General features: G+C 39.4%; 1 protein-coding gene. It reads right to left on the reverse strand.

Annotation, left to right across the window (positions count from 1 at the left end; genetic code table 11):
* Positions 1-57 precede the first annotated feature (57 nt).
* Positions 58-19,857, reverse strand: coding sequence for a gliding motility-associated C-terminal domain-containing protein (locus ACQUQZ_RS15375; RefSeq protein WP_435355906.1), 19,800 nt, complete (start codon positions 19,855-19,857; stop codon positions 58-60).
* Positions 19,858-20,094: the final 237 nt, after the last annotated feature.

Genomic DNA, 20,094 nt, shown 5'->3' on the forward strand with positions numbered 1-20,094 from the left:
AATTAAAAATCATTTTAAGGAGCTATAAATTGTTTTTATAGCCCCTTAAAAGTTATATCATCTTACTAATGTAATGAAGTGAATTCTATGATCTGTCTCATTACTAAGTTTGAGCGAATAGTAGTATGTGCCATCTGGGACTCCATCTCCACTTAATTTAAGCCCTTGGTTGCTTGTTCCATCCCATCCTTGAGAAGTAATCAATCCACTCGTATCTTTGAAAACCAATTGCCCCCAGCGATTATAGATTTCAATAGATTCAACTATCACACCCGTAGGAATTGAGATAATAAATTTATCATTTTTTCCATCCCCATTTGGTGAGAATCCTTCTGGAATAACCAGTTCCCCCACGATTGAAGGAAAAGTAACCACAGTTGGCGAAGTTTCATTCATTTTAATTTCTAAACCTGTATTTGAGGTATCGGATACAATATTTCCATTACTAATTGCTTTCGTATGAGCATAATTTATGTACGGGCCAAGGTGTTCATTATGGCATACTCGCACTGTGAAAAATACCGAATCCATTTGACTTATTTTCAATACACTGCTTGTATCAGCAATTAATAGATTGACATCTTCTTTACCATTAAAATTAGGATTTACTTTCAATGTTCCGTGTTGGCCAATTGTTGGTGTTCCAACCACTTCATAAGTGACACTATCACCAAATGTTTTACTTAGACTATCAACTACCTGTACATTTATCAATTTAGTATTACCGAAGTTTTTTACAAGTGCTAAGTATGTTACATTATGGCATTTACTATCAACTTTAGCCAAATTCCAAACCGATAAAGCAATACCAATAGCAGGACGACCAGTAGGGATATCTTCTTTAAACTGCACTTTTGTTGGTTCTTCATTATTACTTGGGTCTCCATCATCATCTGGATCTGCATTTATCCCAGTTGTGGATATATCTTTCTTTCCATGATAATTAACTTCAGCAATATTGAAGAAATTATTAACAGTTGCGTCTTTCAAATCTACTTTTACAGTAAATCTTAGCGTTAATTTCTGGCCTTTTTTAATGCTACTTAAAGAATCAATTAATAGATTCGTATTCAAACCACGTCCTGTGTAATTAGTGTTTGCTGCTAAGCTTGCATCTGTTGTTATTTGAATAGTATCGTTCAAAATTTTCGCACCATTACCAAATGCACGGTCAAGATCATCTTTTACTTGTAGGTTATTAATATCCTCGCTACCTAAATTTGTAATATAAATGACGAATGGCACTTTATAAACCTTATCCCTTACCCAAATAGCAGGTTCGCAGACTTTACTAATACCTAATAATTTACCCAATGACAAGTCATTAATTGTATATTCGCTCGAATTATTTGAGAGGACATTATCTGTTTCATTTATTTTAAATAACTCTACTTTATTCACAATTTTACCCGCTGATATCACCTTTGTTGTATAGGTAAATGTGGTACTATCACCTGCTTTTAAGGTATCTATTTTTGCTGTGATAATTCCATTTTCAAAAGTTGCATTATTACTAACTCTTTCGAAAGAAAGACTATTAGGTAATATATCTCTTACGATAAGCCCTGTTGCTTTATTCTGACCTACATTTTTAACAACAACTTTATAATTTACTGATTCGTTGATTGGGACAATTGATGCTGATGCTACTTTCTTCACTGAAATATCAACAAATCCTTCATTTTGATTTATTCCATTTCCTTCACAAAACTTAGTTTTAACTTTGACAGAGGCGAAATCAGAATAACAACCTACACTACTCCTTTCAAATACATAGTATTCCCCTGCTGACACTGCACTTGGATTTGTAACCAATGGTGAGTTTATCGAACTTGTTGTATGAAACTCAAATTGTCCTTCATTAGTTGATAGTTCACTTAAAACAGCTGTATTAAGATCTGAAGTATTATATGGGCAAATATTTGAAATTTCAGCAATTACTTTTGGTGCATCTACCTTTCTCCCTACAATTACTGTTACTTCATTTGATTTTTCGCTTTCACATTTACCCCCAAATGATTGACAAATCGCTGAATATGTTGTTTTTTCAGTGAGTGGAGAAACTTTAATTACTCCGCCTGTTTGTCCATCAGACCATAAGATTATACCTGTGCAACCAGAAGCAGTCAAAGTAGCTACACCACCTAAGCAAATTACACTATTTTTACAAGATACAAATGGTTGATTTGGTTTTCCAATTGGAATAGCAACATGTTCCGAACTTATACTTTCACAATCATCAATTCTACACTTAGCACTATACATTGTTGTTCCGTCAGGATTAACAATCATTGAGCTACCTGTGCTACCATTCGACCAAATTACGATTCCATCGCAACCATAAGCTTTCAACGTTGCAGTTTCTCCTAAACATACTAATGTAGAACTACAAGCTAACACTGGTGGAGCAATATGGCCTACTTTAATTTGAATGTTGTTTGAAAGTTTACTCAAACAATTATCAGATACCTTACAAACAGCAGTATAATTTGATGTAGTTAAAGGCCTTACAGAAATACTTGTCCCTGCTTGCCCTGTTGACCATATCACTGTACCTGAAGTACAACCTAATGCTGTTAATGTAATAGTCTCTGATTTGCAAATAGCTGTTTTAGAGGCTTTAATCTCTATAATTGAAACATTACATCCACAATTTGAAGTAACAATTACAGATTTTGAGCTAAATCCACAACTATTTGAACAAGTTGCCACATACGTTCCCGCTGAACTAATTATAATACTGCTACTTGTTGCTCCTACATTCCAAGTGATTATTCCATCACAACCTGAAGCTGTCAAGGTTTGATCAGTACCACAAACATTTATTGTTTCTGGTGAAACTGTTGGTGCTGAAGGTTTTTGCTGTAAAGTAACTTGTATTTGTCCACTCGATTGACATCCTGATCCATTAGAACTACAAACCGAAATTGTTTTTTCAGTACGAGCCAAACAATTTGATTTTACATTTGAAATGTTTTCACCAACTATAAGACCTTGAATGGTTTCCCTAAACGTAATTGCTAACACATTGTAACTACCAGCAGAAACATTTTCAAATGTTGGCGTATCAGCTATTTGCAAAATATTTCCACTAAGTCCCAATAATAAATAACGGGTTGTTATACCTGTTCCTGATGAACCTCCAGAAGTCTTAAAACGAATCGTCCCCTCATTAAAATCACATGAAGATTGATTTGATCCACAATTTGCTAAATAAGTTTTTGTTTCCGTTACAATAACTTTTATCTCACTACCTGTTGCTCCATTCGACCAAGTGATTTTTCCTGTGCAGCCGCCTGCTTTTAAAACAACTTCGCTTCCTAAGCAAGCTACTGTTGGCCCAGTTACAGTAAGGCTTCCTGAGTTTGGTGTTACAGTAATCGTAATATCACTTACAGAACTTTCACAAGCACCATCAACACATTTGGCTGAATAAGTTGTTGTTACAGAAGGAATTACTTTAATACTTGTACCTATTTGATTTGTATTAATCCAAATAACTGACCCTGTACATCCTGTGGCGTAAAGAATTACTTCTTCACCTCCACAAACGATTGATTTATCGGCTTTTAATAATGGTATTGCCATTGTGCCATTTGTGATTACAACTTCATTACTTACTCCGCTTTCTCCGCAAGCATTAGTACAAACCGCAGCGTATGTGCCTGAACTACTAACCGATATGCTTGTACTTATCGCTCCAGTATTCCACTTCAACTGTCCGCTACAACCACTTGCTTTAATAATTGTAGTTTCTGTTCCACATAATATTAGATTATCTGAATCAATTCTTGGGGGAGAAGGAACTATTCCTGAACTGATTACTACTCCATTACTAATACCACTTTGTCCACAAGTATTACTACAAATTGCAGTATAAGTTCCCGATATACTCACTGAAATAGTAGTGGTCGTTTCTCCTGTATTCCATAAAAGATTTCCATTACAGCCACTCGCTGTAATTGTTGCTTTTTCTGTACCACATAAACTTGTATTATCGCTATTAAGAACTGGTGCTAATGGCAACCCTCCTGCTGTTACAATTATGGCATTACTTACACCACTTTGTCCACAAATATTTGTACAAATTGCAGTATAGGTTCCCGATATACTCACTGAAATAGTAGTGGTCGTTTCTCCTGTACTCCATAAAAGATTTCCATTACATCCACTTGCTGCAATTATTGCTTTTTCTGTACCACATAAACTCGTATTATCACTATTAAGAACTGGAGTATTAACTGGTGGTATACTGGTTATCGTTACTATCTTTGAAGATGATGAAGATCCGCAACTATTGTTACAAATTGCAGTATAGGTTCCACTTGTATAAACTTTAATTGTTGCTGTTGTTTCTTGGGTATTCCAGATTAATGTCCCGTTACAATTTGAAGCAGTTAGATTCGCATTAGATCCTTCGCAACATATTGTTTTATCAATACTTAATAATGGAGCATTGGGAATAGTATTATTAGTTATTGAAATAGGATTAGAAATAGCACTTTCTCCACATGAATTACTACAAGTTGCCGTGTAGCTTCCTGCTGTACTTACACTGATACTCGCTGTTGTTGCTCCTGTACTCCACTTAATAATGCCCGAACAACCTGTCGCACTCAAGATAGCACTTTCGTTGTTACACAAACTATTCTTTGTCGTACTGATCACTGGTGTGGCAGGATTATTACCTGTGCTAATTATCACTGCATTGCTTATGCCACTTTCTCCACATGAATTACTACAAGTTGCCGTGTAGCTTCCTGCTGTACTTACACTGATACTCGCTGTTGTTGCTCCTGTACTCCACTTAATAATGCCCGAACAGCCTGTTGCACTCAAGATAGCACTTTCGTTGTTACACAAACTATTCTTTGTCGTACTAATCACTGGTGTGGCAGGATTGTTACCTGTGCTGATAATCACTGCATTGCTTATGCCACTTTCTCCACATGAATTACTACAAATTGCTGTGTAGCTTCCTGCTGTACTTACACTGATACTCGCTGTTGTTGCTCCTGTACTCCATTTGATACTTCCCGAACAGCCTGTTGCACTCAAGATAGCACTTTCGTTGTTACACAAACTATTTTTAGTTGTACTGATCACTGGTGTGGCAGGAATGCTGCCGGTGCTGATTATCACTGCATTGCTTATGCCACTTTCTCCACATGAATTACTACAAATTGCTGTGTAGGTGCCTGCTGTACTTACACTGATACTCGCTGTTGTTGCTCCTGTACTCCATTTGATACTTCCCGAACAGCCTGTTGCACTCAAGATAGCACTTTCATTGTTACACAAACTATTCTTTGTCGTACTAATCACTGGTGTGGCAGGATTGTTACCTGTGCTAATTATCACTGCATTGCTTATGCCACTTTCTCCACATGAATTACTGCAAGTTGCCGTGTAGCTTCCTGCTGTACTTACACTGATACTCGCTGTTGTTGCTCCTGTACTCCACTTAATAATGCCCGAACAGCCTGTTGCACTCAAGATAGCACTTTCGTTGTTACACAAACTATTCTTTGTTGTACTAATCACAGGTGTGGCTGGACTGTTACCTGTGCTGATTATCACTGCATTGCTTATGCCACTTTCTCCACATGAATTACTACAAGTTGCCGTGTAGCTTCCTGCTGTACTTACACTGATACTCGCTGTTGTCGCTCCTGTACTCCACTTAATAATGCCCGAACAGCCTGTTGCACTCAAGATAGCACTTTCGTTGTTACACAAACTATTCTTTGTCGTACTAATCACTGGTGTGGCTGGACTGTTACCTGTGCTGATTATCACTGCATTGCTTATGCCACTTTCTCCACATGAATTACTACAAGTTGCCGTGTAGCTTCCTGCTGTACTTACACTGATACTCGCTATTGTCGCTCCTGTACTCCACTTAATAATACCCGAACAGCCTGTTGCACTCAAGATAGCACTTTCGTTGTTACACAAACTATTCTTTGTTGTACTAATCACTGGTGTGGCTGGACTGTTACCTGTGCTGATTATCACTGCATTGCTTATGCCACTTTCTCCACATGAATTACTACAAGTTGCCGTGTAGCTTCCTGCTGTACTTACACTGATACTCGCTGTTGTTGCTCCTGTACTCCACTTAATAATGCCCGAACAGCCTGTTGCACTCAAGATAGCACTTTCGTTGTTACACAAACTATTTTTAGTTGTACTGATCACTGGTGTGGCTGGACTGTTTCCTGTGCTAATTATCACTGCATTGCTTACGCCACTTTCTCCACATGAATTACTACAAATTGCTGTGTAGGTGCCTGCTGTACTTACACTGATACTCGCTGTTGTTGCTCCTGTACTCCACTTAATAATGCCCGAACAGCCTGTTGCACTCAAAATAGCACTTTCATTGTTACACAAACTATTCTTTGTCGTACTAATCACTGGTGTGGCAGGATTATTACCTGTGCTAATTATCACTGCATTGCTTATGCCACTTTCTCCACATGAATTACTGCAAGTTGCTGTGTAGCTTCCTGCTGTACTTACACTGATACTCGCTGTTGTTGCTCCTGTACTCCACTTAATAATGCCCGAACAGCCTGTTGCACTCAAGATAGCACTTTCGTTGTTACACAAACTATTCTTTGTTGTACTAATCACAGGTGTGGCTGGACTGTTACCTGTGCTGATTATCACTGCATTGCTTATGCCACTTTCTCCACATGAATTACTGCAAGTTGCCGTGTAGCTTCCTGCTGTACTTACACTGATACTCGCTGTTGTTGCTCCTGTACTCCATTTGATACTTCCCGAACAGCCTGTTGCACTCAAGATAGCACTTTCGTTATTACACAAACTATTCTTTGTTGTACTAATCACTGGTGTGGCAGGAATGCTGCCGGTGCTGATTATCACTGCATTGCTTATGCCACTTTCTCCACATGAATTACTACAAATTGCCGTATAGCTTCCTGCTGTACTTACACTGATACTCGCTGTTGTTGCTCCTGTACTCCACTTAATAATGCCCGAACAGCCTGTTGCACTCAAGATAGCACTTTCATTGTTACACAAACTATTCTTTGTTGTACTAATCACTGGTGTGGCAGGATTATTACCTGTGCTGATTATCACTGCATTGCTTATGCCACTTTCTCCACATGAATTACTACAAGTTACCGTGTAGCTTCCTGCTGTACTTACACTGATACTCGCTGTTGTTGCTCCTGTACTCCACTTAATAATGCCCGAACAGCCTGTTGCACTCAAGATAGCACTTTCATTGTTACACAAACTATTCTTTGTTGTACTGATCACTGGTGTGGCAGGATTATTACCTGTGCTGATTATCACTGCATTGCTTATGCCACTTTCTCCACATGAATTACTACAAGTTGCCGTGTAGCTTCCTGCTGTACTTACACTGATACTCGCTGTTGTTGCTCCTGTACTCCACTTAATAATGCCCGAACAGCCTGTTGCACTCAAGATAGCACTTTCGTTATTACACAAACTATTCTTTGTTGTACTGATCACTGGTGTGGCAGGATTATTACCTGTGCTGATTATCACTGCATTGCTTATGCCACTTTCTCCACATGAATTACTACAAGTTGCCGTGTAGCTTCCTGCTGTACTTACACTGATACTCGCTGTTGTTGCTCCTGTACTCCATTTGATACTTCCCGAACAGCCTGTTGCACTCAAGATAGCACTTTCGTTATTACACAAACTATTCTTTGTCGTACTAATCACTGGTGTGGCAGGAATGCTGCCGGTGCTGATTATCACTGCATTGCTTATGCCACTTTCTCCACATGAATTACTACAAGTTGCCGTGTAGCTTCCTGCTGTACTTACACTGATACTCGCTGTTGTCGCTCCTGTACTCCACTTAATAATACCCGAACAGCCTGTTGCACTCAAGATAGCACTTTCGTTATTACACAAACTATTCTTTGTCGTACTGATCACTGGTGTGGCTGGATTGTTACCTGTGCTGATAATAACTGCATTGCTTATGCCACTTTCTCCACATGAATTACTACAAGTTGCCGTGTAGCTTCCTGCTGTACTTACACTGATACTCGCTGTTGTCGCTCCTGTACTCCACTTAATAATACCCGAACAGCCTGTTGCACTCAAGATAGCACTTTCGTTGTTACACAAACTATTCTTTGTCGTACTAATCACTGGTGTGGCTGGACTGTTACCTGTGCTGATTATCACTGCATTGCTTATGCCACTTTCTCCACATGAATTACTACAAATTGCTGTGTAGCTTCCTGCTGTACTTACACTGATACTCGCTATTGTCGCTCCTGTACTCCACTTAATAATGCCCGAACAGCCTGTTGCACTCAAGATAGCACTTTCGTTGTTACACAAACTATTCTTTGTTGTACTAATCACTGGTGTGGCTGGATTATTACCTGTGCTGATTATCACTGCATTGCTTATGCCACTTTCTCCACATGAATTACTGCAAGTTGCTGTGTAGCTTCCTGCTGTACTTACACTGATACTCGCTGTTGTTGCTCCTGTACTCCATTTGATACTTCCCGAACAGCCTGTTGCACTCAAGATAGCACTTTCGTTATTACACAAACTATTCTTTGTCGTACTAATCACTGGTGTGGCAGGAATGCTGCCGGTGCTGATTATCACTGCATTGCTTATGCCACTTTCTCCACATGAATTACTACAAATTGCCGTATAGCTTCCTGCTGTACTTACACTGATACTCGCTGTTGTTGCTCCTGTACTCCACTTAATAATGCCCGAACAGCCTGTTGCACTCAAGATAGCACTTTCATTGTTACACAAACTATTCTTTGTTGTACTAATCACTGGTGTGGCAGGATTATTACCTGTGCTAATTATCACTGCATTGCTTATGCCACTTTCTCCACATGAATTACTACAAGTTGCCGTGTAGCTTCCTGCTGTACTTACACTGATACTCGCTGTTGTTGCTCCTGTACTCCACTTAATAATGCCCGAACAGCCTGTTGCACTCAAAATAGCACTTTCATTGTTACACAAACTATTCTTTGTCGTACTAATCACTGGTGTGGCAGGATTATTACCTGTGCTGATTATCACCGCATTGCTTATGCCACTTTCTCCACATGAATTACTACAAGTTACCGTGTAGCTTCCTGCTGTACTTACACTGATACTCGCTGTTGTTGCTCCTGTACTCCACTTAATAATGCCCGAACAGCCTGTTGCACTCAAGATAGCACTTTCATTGTTACACAAACTATTCTTTGTTGTACTGATCACTGGTGTGGCAGGATTATTACCTGTGCTGATTATCACTGCATTGCTTATGCCACTTTCTCCACATGAATTACTACAAGTTGCCGTGTAGCTTCCTGCTGTACTTACACTGATACTCGCTGTTGTTGCTCCTGTACTCCATTTGATACTTCCCGAACAGCCTGTTGCACTCAAGATAGCACTTTCGTTATTACACAAACTATTCTTTGTTGTACTAATCACAGGTGTGGCTGGACTGTTACCTGTGCTGATTATCACTGCATTGCTTATGCCACTTTCTCCACATGAATTACTACAAATTGCTGTGTAGCTTCCTGCTGTACTTACACTGATACTCGCTATTGTCGCTCCTGTACTCCACTTAATAATGCCCGAACAGCCTGTTGCACTCAAGATAGCACTTTCGTTGTTACACAAACTATTCTTTGTTGTACTAATCACTGGTGTGGCTGGATTGTTACCTGTGCTGATAATAACTGCATTGCTTATGCCACTTTCTCCACATGAATTACTACAAGTTGCCGTGTAGCTTCCTGCTGTACTTACACTGATACTCGCTGTTGTCGCTCCTGTACTCCACTTAATAATACCCGAACAGCCTGTTGCACTCAAGATAGCACTTTCGTTGTTACACAAACTATTCTTTGTCGTACTAATCACTGGTGTGGCTGGACTGTTACCTGTGCTGATTATCACTGCATTGCTTATGCCACTTTCTCCACATGAATTACTACAAATTGCTGTGTAGCTTCCTGCTGTACTTACACTGATACTCGCTATTGTCGCTCCTGTACTCCACTTAATAATGCCCGAACAGCCTGTTGCACTCAAGATAGCACTTTCGTTGTTACACAAACTATTCTTTGTTGTACTAATCACTGGTGTGGCAGGATTATTACCTGTGCTGATTATCACTGCATTGCTTATGCCACTTTCTCCACATGAATTACTACAAGTTGCCGTGTAGCTTCCTGCTGTACTTACACTGATACTCGCTGTTGTTGCTCCTGTACTCCATTTGATACTTCCCGAACAGCCTGTTGCACTCAAGATAGCACTTTCGTTGTTACACAAACTATTCTTTGTTGTACTAATCACTGGTGTGGCTGGACTGTTACCTGTGCTGATTATCACTGCATTGCTTATGCCACTTTCTCCACATGAATTACTACAAGTTACCGTGTAGCTTCCTGCTGTACTTACACTGATACTCGCTGTTGTTGCTCCTGTACTCCACTTAATAATGCCCGAACAGCCTGTTGCACTCAAGATAGCACTTTCGTTGTTACACAAACTATTTTTAGTTGTACTGATCACTGGTGTGGCTGGACTGTTTCCTGTGCTAATTATCACTGCATTGCTTACGCCACTTTCTCCACATGAATTACTGCAAGTTGCCGTGTAGCTTCCTGCTGTACTTACACTGATACTCGCTGTTGTTGCTCCTGTACTCCACTTAATAATGCCCGAACAGCCTGTTGCACTCAAAATAGCACTTTCATTGTTACACAAACTATTCTTTGTCGTACTAATCACTGGTGTGGCAGGATTATTACCTGTGCTAATTATCACTGCATTGCTTATGCCACTTTCTCCACATGAATTACTGCAAGTTGCTGTGTAGCTTCCTGCTGTACTTACACTGATACTCGCTGTTGTTGCTCCTGTACTCCATTTGATACTTCCCGAACAGCCTGTTGCACTCAAGATAGCACTTTCGTTATTACACAAACTATTCTTTGTCGTACTAATCACTGGTGTGGCAGGAATGCTGCCGGTGCTGATTATCACTGCATTGCTTATGCCACTTTCTCCACATGAATTACTACAAGTTGCCGTGTAGCTTCCTGCTGTACTTACACTGATACTCGCTGTTGTCGCTCCTGTACTCCACTTAATAATACCCGAACAGCCTGTTGCACTCAAGATAGCACTTTCGTTATTACACAAACTATTCTTTGTCGTACTGATCACTGGTGTGGCTGGATTGTTACCTGTGCTGATAATAACTGCATTGCTTATGCCACTTTCTCCACATGAATTACTACAAGTTGCCGTGTAGCTTCCTGCTGTACTTACACTGATACTCGCTGTTGTCGCTCCTGTACTCCACTTAATAATACCCGAACAGCCTGTTGCACTCAAGATAGCACTTTCGTTGTTACACAAACTATTCTTTGTCGTACTAATCACTGGTGTGGCTGGACTGTTACCTGTGCTGATTATCACTGCATTGCTTATGCCACTTTCTCCACATGAATTACTACAAATTGCTGTGTAGCTTCCTGCTGTACTTACACTGATACTCGCTATTGTCGCTCCTGTACTCCACTTAATAATGCCCGAACAGCCTGTTGCACTCAAGATAGCACTTTCGTTGTTACACAAACTATTCTTTGTTGTACTAATCACTGGTGTGGCTGGATTGTTACCTGTGCTGATAATAACTGCATTGCTTATGCCACTTTCTCCACATGAATTACTACAAGTTGCCGTGTAGCTTCCTGCTGTACTTACACTGATACTCGCTGTTGTCGCTCCTGTACTCCACTTAATAATACCCGAACAGCCTGTTGCACTCAAGATAGCACTTTCGTTGTTACACAAACTATTCTTTGTCGTACTAATCACTGGTGTGGCTGGACTGTTACCTGTGCTGATTATCACTGCATTGCTTATGCCACTTTCTCCACATGAATTACTACAAATTGCTGTGTAGCTTCCTGCTGTACTTACACTGATACTCGCTATTGTCGCTCCTGTACTCCACTTAATAATGCCCGAACAGCCTGTTGCACTCAAGATAGCACTTTCGTTGTTACACAAACTATTCTTTGTTGTACTAATCACTGGTGTGGCAGGATTATTACCTGTGCTGATTATCACTGCATTGCTTATGCCACTTTCTCCACATGAATTACTACAAGTTGCCGTGTAGCTTCCTGCTGTACTTACACTGATACTCGCTGTTGTTGCTCCTGTACTCCACTTAATAATGCCCGAACAGCCTGTTGCACTCAAGATAGCACTTTCGTTGTTACACAAACTATTCTTTGTTGTACTAATCACTGGTGTGGCTGGACTGTTACCTGTGCTGATTATCACTGCATTGCTTATGCCACTTTCTCCACATGAATTACTACAAGTTACCGTGTAGCTTCCTGCTGTACTTACACTGATACTCGCTGTTGTTGCTCCTGTACTCCACTTAATAATGCCCGAACAGCCTGTTGCACTCAAGATAGCACTTTCGTTGTTACACAAACTATTTTTAGTTGTACTGATCACTGGTGTGGCTGGACTGTTTCCTGTGCTAATTATCACTGCATTGCTTACGCCACTTTCTCCACATGAATTACTGCAAGTTGCCGTGTAGCTTCCTGCTGTACTTACACTGATACTCGCTGTTGTTGCTCCTGTACTCCACTTAATAATGCCCGAACAGCCTGTTGCACTCAAAATAGCACTTTCATTGTTACACAAACTATTCTTTGTCGTACTAATCACTGGTGTGGCAGGATTATTACCTGTGCTAATTATCACTGCATTGCTTATGCCACTTTCTCCACATGAATTACTGCAAGTTGCTGTGTAGCTTCCTGCTGTACTTACACTGATACTCGCTGTTGTTGCTCCTGTACTCCACTTAATAATGCCCGAACAGCCTGTTGCACTCAAGATAGCACTTTCGTTGTTACACAAACTATTCTTTGTTGTACTAATCACAGGTGTGGCTGGACTGTTACCTGTGCTGATTATCACTGCATTGCTTATGCCACTTTCTCCACATGAATTACTACAAATTGCTGTGTAGCTTCCTGCTGTACTTACACTGATACTCGCTATTGTCGCTCCTGTACTCCACTTAATAATGCCCGAACAGCCTGTTGCACTCAAGATAGCACTTTCGTTGTTACACAAACTATTCTTTGTTGTACTAATCACTGGTGTGGCTGGACTGTTACCTGTGCTGATTATCACTGCATTGCTTATGCCACTTTCTCCACATGAATTACTACAAGTTGCCGTGTAGCTTCCTGCTGTACTTACACTGATACTCGCTGTTGTTGCTCCTGTACTCCACTTAATAATGCCCGAACAGCCTGTTGCACTCAAGATAGCACTTTCGTTGTTACACAAACTATTTTTAGTTGTACTAATCACAGGTGTGGCTGGACTGTTACCTGTGCTGATTATCACTGCATTGCTTATGCCACTTTCTCCACATGAATTACTACAAATTGCTGTGTAGCTTCCTGCTGTACTTACACTGATACTCGCTGTTGTTGCTCCTGTACTCCACTTAATAATGCCCGAACAGCCTGTTGCACTCAAAATAGCACTTTCATTGTTACACAAACTATTCTTTGTCGTACTAATCACTGGTGTGGCAGGATTATTACCTGTGCTAATTATCACTGCATTGCTTATGCCACTTTCTCCACATGAATTACTGCAAGTTGCTGTGTAGCTTCCTGCTGTACTTACACTGATACTCGCTGTTGTTGCTCCTGTACTCCACTTAATAATGCCCGAACAGCCTGTTGCACTCAAGATAGCACTTTCGTTGTTACACAAACTATTCTTTGTTGTACTAATCACAGGTGTGGCTGGACTGTTACCTGTGCTGATTATCACTGCATTGCTTATGCCACTTTCTCCACATGAATTACTACAAATTGCTGTGTAGCTTCCTGCTGTACTTACACTGATACTCGCTATTGTCGCTCCTGTACTCCACTTAATAATGCCCGAACAGCCTGTTGCACTCAAGATAGCACTTTCATTGTTACACAATTTGTTTTTGTTAGTACTCAATAATGGTGAAGTTGGACTTATTCCTTTATTAATTATGATTTGATTTGAGATACCACTTACACCACAAATATTATAACAAATTGCTGTATAAGTTCCTGAAACATAAACAGTCAAATTATTTCCTGTCTCTCCTGTATTCCATTTGATAGTTCCACCACATCCAATAGCTGTCAAGACTGTACTCTCCTTATCACATAAATTAAGATTAATCGTACTAATTATCGGTGTGGCAGGGATTTGACTATTAACAATATTCAAAATATTTGAAACGTCACTTAAACAATCACCTACTTTACATTTTGCAGAATAAGTGCCAACTTTGTTTATTATAATGGATTTTCCTGTAGTATTATTTGACCAAATTACTTCGCCATTATTACACCCTTCAGCATTTAAAATAGCTGACGAGCCATTACAAACAATTGCGTCGCCTGAAATAACTGGAGAAGATGGCTTAGCGTTTACATCAACTATTACAGTTCCAGTAGTAGTACAATTATTTTTAGTTACTTTTAATAAATAAAGACCTACATTTAATTGAGTAGCATTTTTAATATCAACAATTCTATCAACTGAAAATAGATTATTTGGGCCTTTCCATTCATAAGTTGCTCCGATTCCATATTCAGGTGCTGCTAATGTTATATTTTGCCCTTCACAAACAATAGTGTTTGTAGGTATAATTTTCGGGATATTATTGATTATTACATTTGTAGTAGCTGTTCCAACACATCCATTAATATCAGAGACTATAACTTTATAAACTCCCTCCATTTCCTTAGAGGATAACGGGATAGTCGGATTCTGTAAGCTTGATGTAAAGTTGTTGGGACCTGTCCAGAAATAATTCTTACCACCACTAGATGTTAAAATAATTGTTTCGTTTTCACATAATGGAGAGTTAACTCCAATGGTAGGTTTAAATATTAAAGAATTTATAAGCTCCAAACTTACCGATTTCACACAGCCATTCTCATCCTTTACATAAAATACATAAGTACTGGCACTTAATCCACTGAATACATTCGAACTAACATAATTCACCCCATCCTTACTATAAACATAAGAGCCAGAACCATTGCTTGCTGTCAAGGTCACAATACCACTCGAACTACCACACGTTGGCTCAGTTGATGTGACACTTAAACTTAAGTTCGATGGTGAACTTGTCAAAACCACTGCTACCGACTTCACACAGCCATTCCCATCCTTCACATAAAATACATAAGAACTGGCACTTAACCCACTAAATACATTCGAACTACCATAATTCACTCCATCCTTACTATAGACATAAGAGCCCGAACCATTGCTCGCTGTCAGGCTCACACTACCACTCGAACTGCCACACATTGGCTCAGTTGATGTGGCACTTAAACTTAAATCTGATGGAGAACTTGTCAAAACCACTGCTACCGACTTCACACAGCCATTCCCATCCTTCACATAAAATACATAAGTACTGGCACTTAATCCACTGAATACATTCGAACTACCATAATTCATTCCATCCTTACTATAGACATAAGAGCCCGAACCATTGCTCGCTATCAAGGTCACAATACCACTCGAACTGCCACACATTGGCTCCGTTAATCTGGCACTTAAACTTAAGTTCGATGGTGAACTTGTCAAAACCACTGCTACCGACTTCACACAGCCATTCCCATCCTTTACATAAAATACATAAGAACTGGCACTTAACCCACTAAATACATTCGAACTACCATAATTCATTCCATCCTTACTATAAACATACGAACCCGAACCATTGCTCGCTGTCAAGGTCACACTACCACTTGAGCTGCCACACGTTGGCTCCGTTGATGTGGCACTTAAACTTAAGTTCGATGGAGAACTCGTCAAAACCACTGCTATCGACTTCACACAGCCATTCCCATCCTTCACATAAAATACATAAGAACTGGCACTTAATCCACTGAATACATTCGAACTACCATAATTCACCCCATCCTTACTATAAACATACGAACCAGATCCATTACTCGCTGTCAAGGTCACAATACCACTCGAACTGCCACACGTTGGCTCCGTTGATCTGGCACTTAAACTTAAATCTGATGGCGAACTTGTCAAAACCACTGCTACCGACTTCACACAGCCATTCCCATCCTTTACATAAAATACATAAGAACTGGCACTTAATCCACTAAATACATTCGAACTACCATAATTCACCCCATCCATACTATAAACATACGAACCAGATCCATTACTCGCTGTCAAGGTCACAATACCACTCGAACTGCCACACGTTGGCTCCGTTGATGTGGCACTTAAACTTAAATCTGATGGCGAACTTGTCAAAACCACTGCTACCGACTTCACACAGCCATTCCCATCCTTCACATAAAATACATAAGAACTGGCACTTAATCCACTAAATACATTCGAATTACCATAATTCACCCCATCCTTACTATAGACATAAGAGCCCGAACCATTGCTCGCTGTCAAGGTCACAATACCACTCGAACTGCCACACGTTGGCTCCGTTGATCTGGCACTTAAACTTAAATCTGATGGCAAACTCGTCAAAACCACTGCTACCGACTTCACACAGCCATTCCCATCCTTCACATAAAATACATAAGTACTGGCACTTAATCCACTAAATACATTCGAACTACCATAATTCATTCCATCCTTACTATAAACATAAGAACCAGATCCATTACTCGCTATCAAGGTCACAATACCACTTGAGCTGCCACACGTTGGCTCCGTTGATCTGGCACTTAAACTTAAATCTGATGGTGAACTTGTCAAAACCACTGCTACCGACTTCACACAGCCATTCCCATCCTTCACATAAAATACATAAGAACTGGCACTTAATCCACTGAATACATTCGAACTACCATAATTCACCCCATCCTTACTATAAACATAAGAACCAGATCCATTACTCGCTGTCAAGGTCACAATACCACTCGAACTGCCACACGTTGGCTCCAATGATGTGGCACTTAAACTTAAATCTGATGGCAAACTTGTCAAAACCACTGCTACCGACTTCACACAGCCATTCCCATCTTTCACATAAAATACATAAGAACTGGCACTTAATCCACTGAATACATTCGAACTACCATAATTCACCCCATCCTTACTATAGACATAAGAGCCCGAACCATTGCTCGCTGTCAGGGTCACAATACCACTCGAACTGCCACACGTTGGCTCCGTTGATGTGGCTGTCAATATAACTTCTGGAAAACGCTCAACTTTGATAGGACAACACAACCAGCCACTACATACTGAATTTGTGTTTGATGCTACAAGATCTGCTGTAAATGTGTAGTTCCCTTCACTTACTATTGTATAAACCTGCTCATTTGCTCCTACAATTAAAACCCCATCTTTAAACCATTGATAATTTTTATAGCCGGCTGGTGCTTCTGCTTTGATTTCTATCAATTCTCCATAACAATACTTATATACAACACTATTACATACCACACTACAATTTACTTCCACATTCGTTGTTGATGTACAGCCTTTCTGATCTTTAACCGTATAACTATATGTCCCAGTTGATAAATTATCAAATATATTATTACTAACAAAGCCTGACCCATTACTATATTCATAAGGATATGTTCCTCCACTCGCTGTCAGCGTTACAGTCCCATTTCCTAAGGTAACATCGCAATCGGATTTACCTGTTAGAGATAAATTACTATTTTGGTTTGTTAAAATTATACTTGTTGTTTTCACACAGCCATTCCCATCCTTCACATAAAATACATAAGTACTGGCACTTAATCCACTGAATACATTCGAACTACCATAATTCACCCCATCCTTACTATAAACATACGAACCAGATCCATTGCTCGCTGTCAGGGTCACAATACCACTCGAACTGCCACACATTGGCTCCGTTGATGTGGCACTTAAACTTAAATTAGATGGTGAACTTGTCAAAACCATTGCTACCGACTTCACACAGCCATTCCCATCCTTCACATAAAATACATAAGTACTGGCACTTAATCCACTGAATACATTCGAACTACCATAATTCACCCCATCCATACTATAAACATACGAACCAGATCCATTACTCGCTGTCAGGGTCACAATACCACTTGAACTGCCACAAACGGGCTGCATTGATGTCACTGCCAATGTAAGTTCAGGAAAACGCTCCACTACAATTGGACAACACAATGAACCACTGCAAGTTGAATTCCCTGATACAATGTCAACAGTAAAGCTATAACTCCCTTCACTCACTATTGTATAAACATGATCACTTGCCCCTGCTATTAATACCCCATCCTTAAACCATTGATAATTTGTATAGCCTTCTGGTGCCTCCGCTCTAATTTCTATCAAATCTCCAAAACAATACTTATAAGGATCTGTTTGACATACTACATTACACGTTACATCTACAGCCGTGGTAGCAATACATCCAGCTGCATCCTTAACTGTGTAGGTGTATGTCCCCAGTGAAACATGATCAAATTCATTCGTCGAAACAAAGCCCGTTCCATCGCTATATTCGTATGGAATCTTTCCGCCGGTCGCTTGCAAACTCACTTTACCATTGCCTAAAACATCACAAACAACCCCATTCGTTACTATTAAATTACTCCCTTCATTTACCAATGTTACTGTTGAACTGGCTGAACAACCCTTGGAGTCTATCACTGAAAATGTATGTACGCCTGAACCTAAGTTTGAAAATACATTACTTGACCTAAAACCTCCACTACCAATACTATACGTAAAAGGACTTATGCCTCCTGTTACTGTTAAAGTCACACTTCCATTCGATAAACCACAGCTTGGTGCTGTTGATGTATTTATGCTCAATAATGGTCCACTTGATGGTTCTAATGTTACATCAATATTCGACGTGCAACCTTTAGAATCTTTCACAATAAAATTATATGTTCCAGCTGCTAAATTTGAAAATAGACTGTCATTGGAAAAAACTACACCATCTATACTATACGTAAAAGGATTTATCCCTCCCGTAGTGTGCAAATTTACAACTCCATTGGATAATCCACAACTTGGTTGTTTTGTATCAGCTACTAAAGTAATAGCAGGATAACGTTCTACCATAATCGGACAACACAATGAACTACTACAAGTTGAGTTCCCTAAAATAGTATCAGCAGTAAAGGTATAACTTCCTTCATTTACTATTGTATAAATCTGCCCAGTTGCTCCTTCTATTAATACCCCATCTTTAAACCATTGATAATTTGTATAGCCTGCCGGTGCTTCTGCTTTGATTTCTATTAAATCCTTAGAACAATATTTATAAGGTACACTTATACAAGACATTGAAATGTCATCTTCATTTAATTTGTTATTTTTTGGGGTGCTATCAATATCTAATTCGTTCATTGCAGTTATTTCTGCTGAATTATAAAAAATACCCGAATCATTTACTTTAACAACAAATGTCAAGGTTATTAAAGAAGTAGATGAATGAATTGCACCAACGTCCCAAGTTAATGTATTTCCATTAACACTGGTTGTTCCAACACTGGGATTCACACTAACTAATGTTATTCCAAGCGGTAAGGTATCTGTTACTATTACACCTGAAACATTGGTCTGCCCCTCATTACTTAATGTAAGTGTGAAAGTTGCATTATTACCTTCACTAATTGAGGTGGCATTCACAGATTGAGTTAGGGAAATATCTGCAAATCCTGCAAGAATTGAGATTGGAGTCTTATCAAAGACATTTTTTTTATTATATCTTCTTTCGAATGAACCAATCATTGATTCATTCATTGCATAGACAACTATACTATTTGTAAAAAAAAGTATAGAAAGTATAACAATTAACAAATTTTTTGTAAAGAAGTTTTTCATCTCAATTATGTATTTACACCTTAAAAAATAGTATTTTCTATTGTTTAAGGATAGATTTATGCTATAGTTAGTTTATAAGTTGGCTAGGTGCTTTGATTAAACCAATCTTTTTGTTTGTCGATGATATGTATTTACTGAACTATC

The organism is Emticicia sp. SJ17W-69, from assembly GCF_051209875.1.
Taxonomy (GTDB): Bacteria; Bacteroidota; Bacteroidia; order Cytophagales; family Spirosomataceae; genus Emticicia.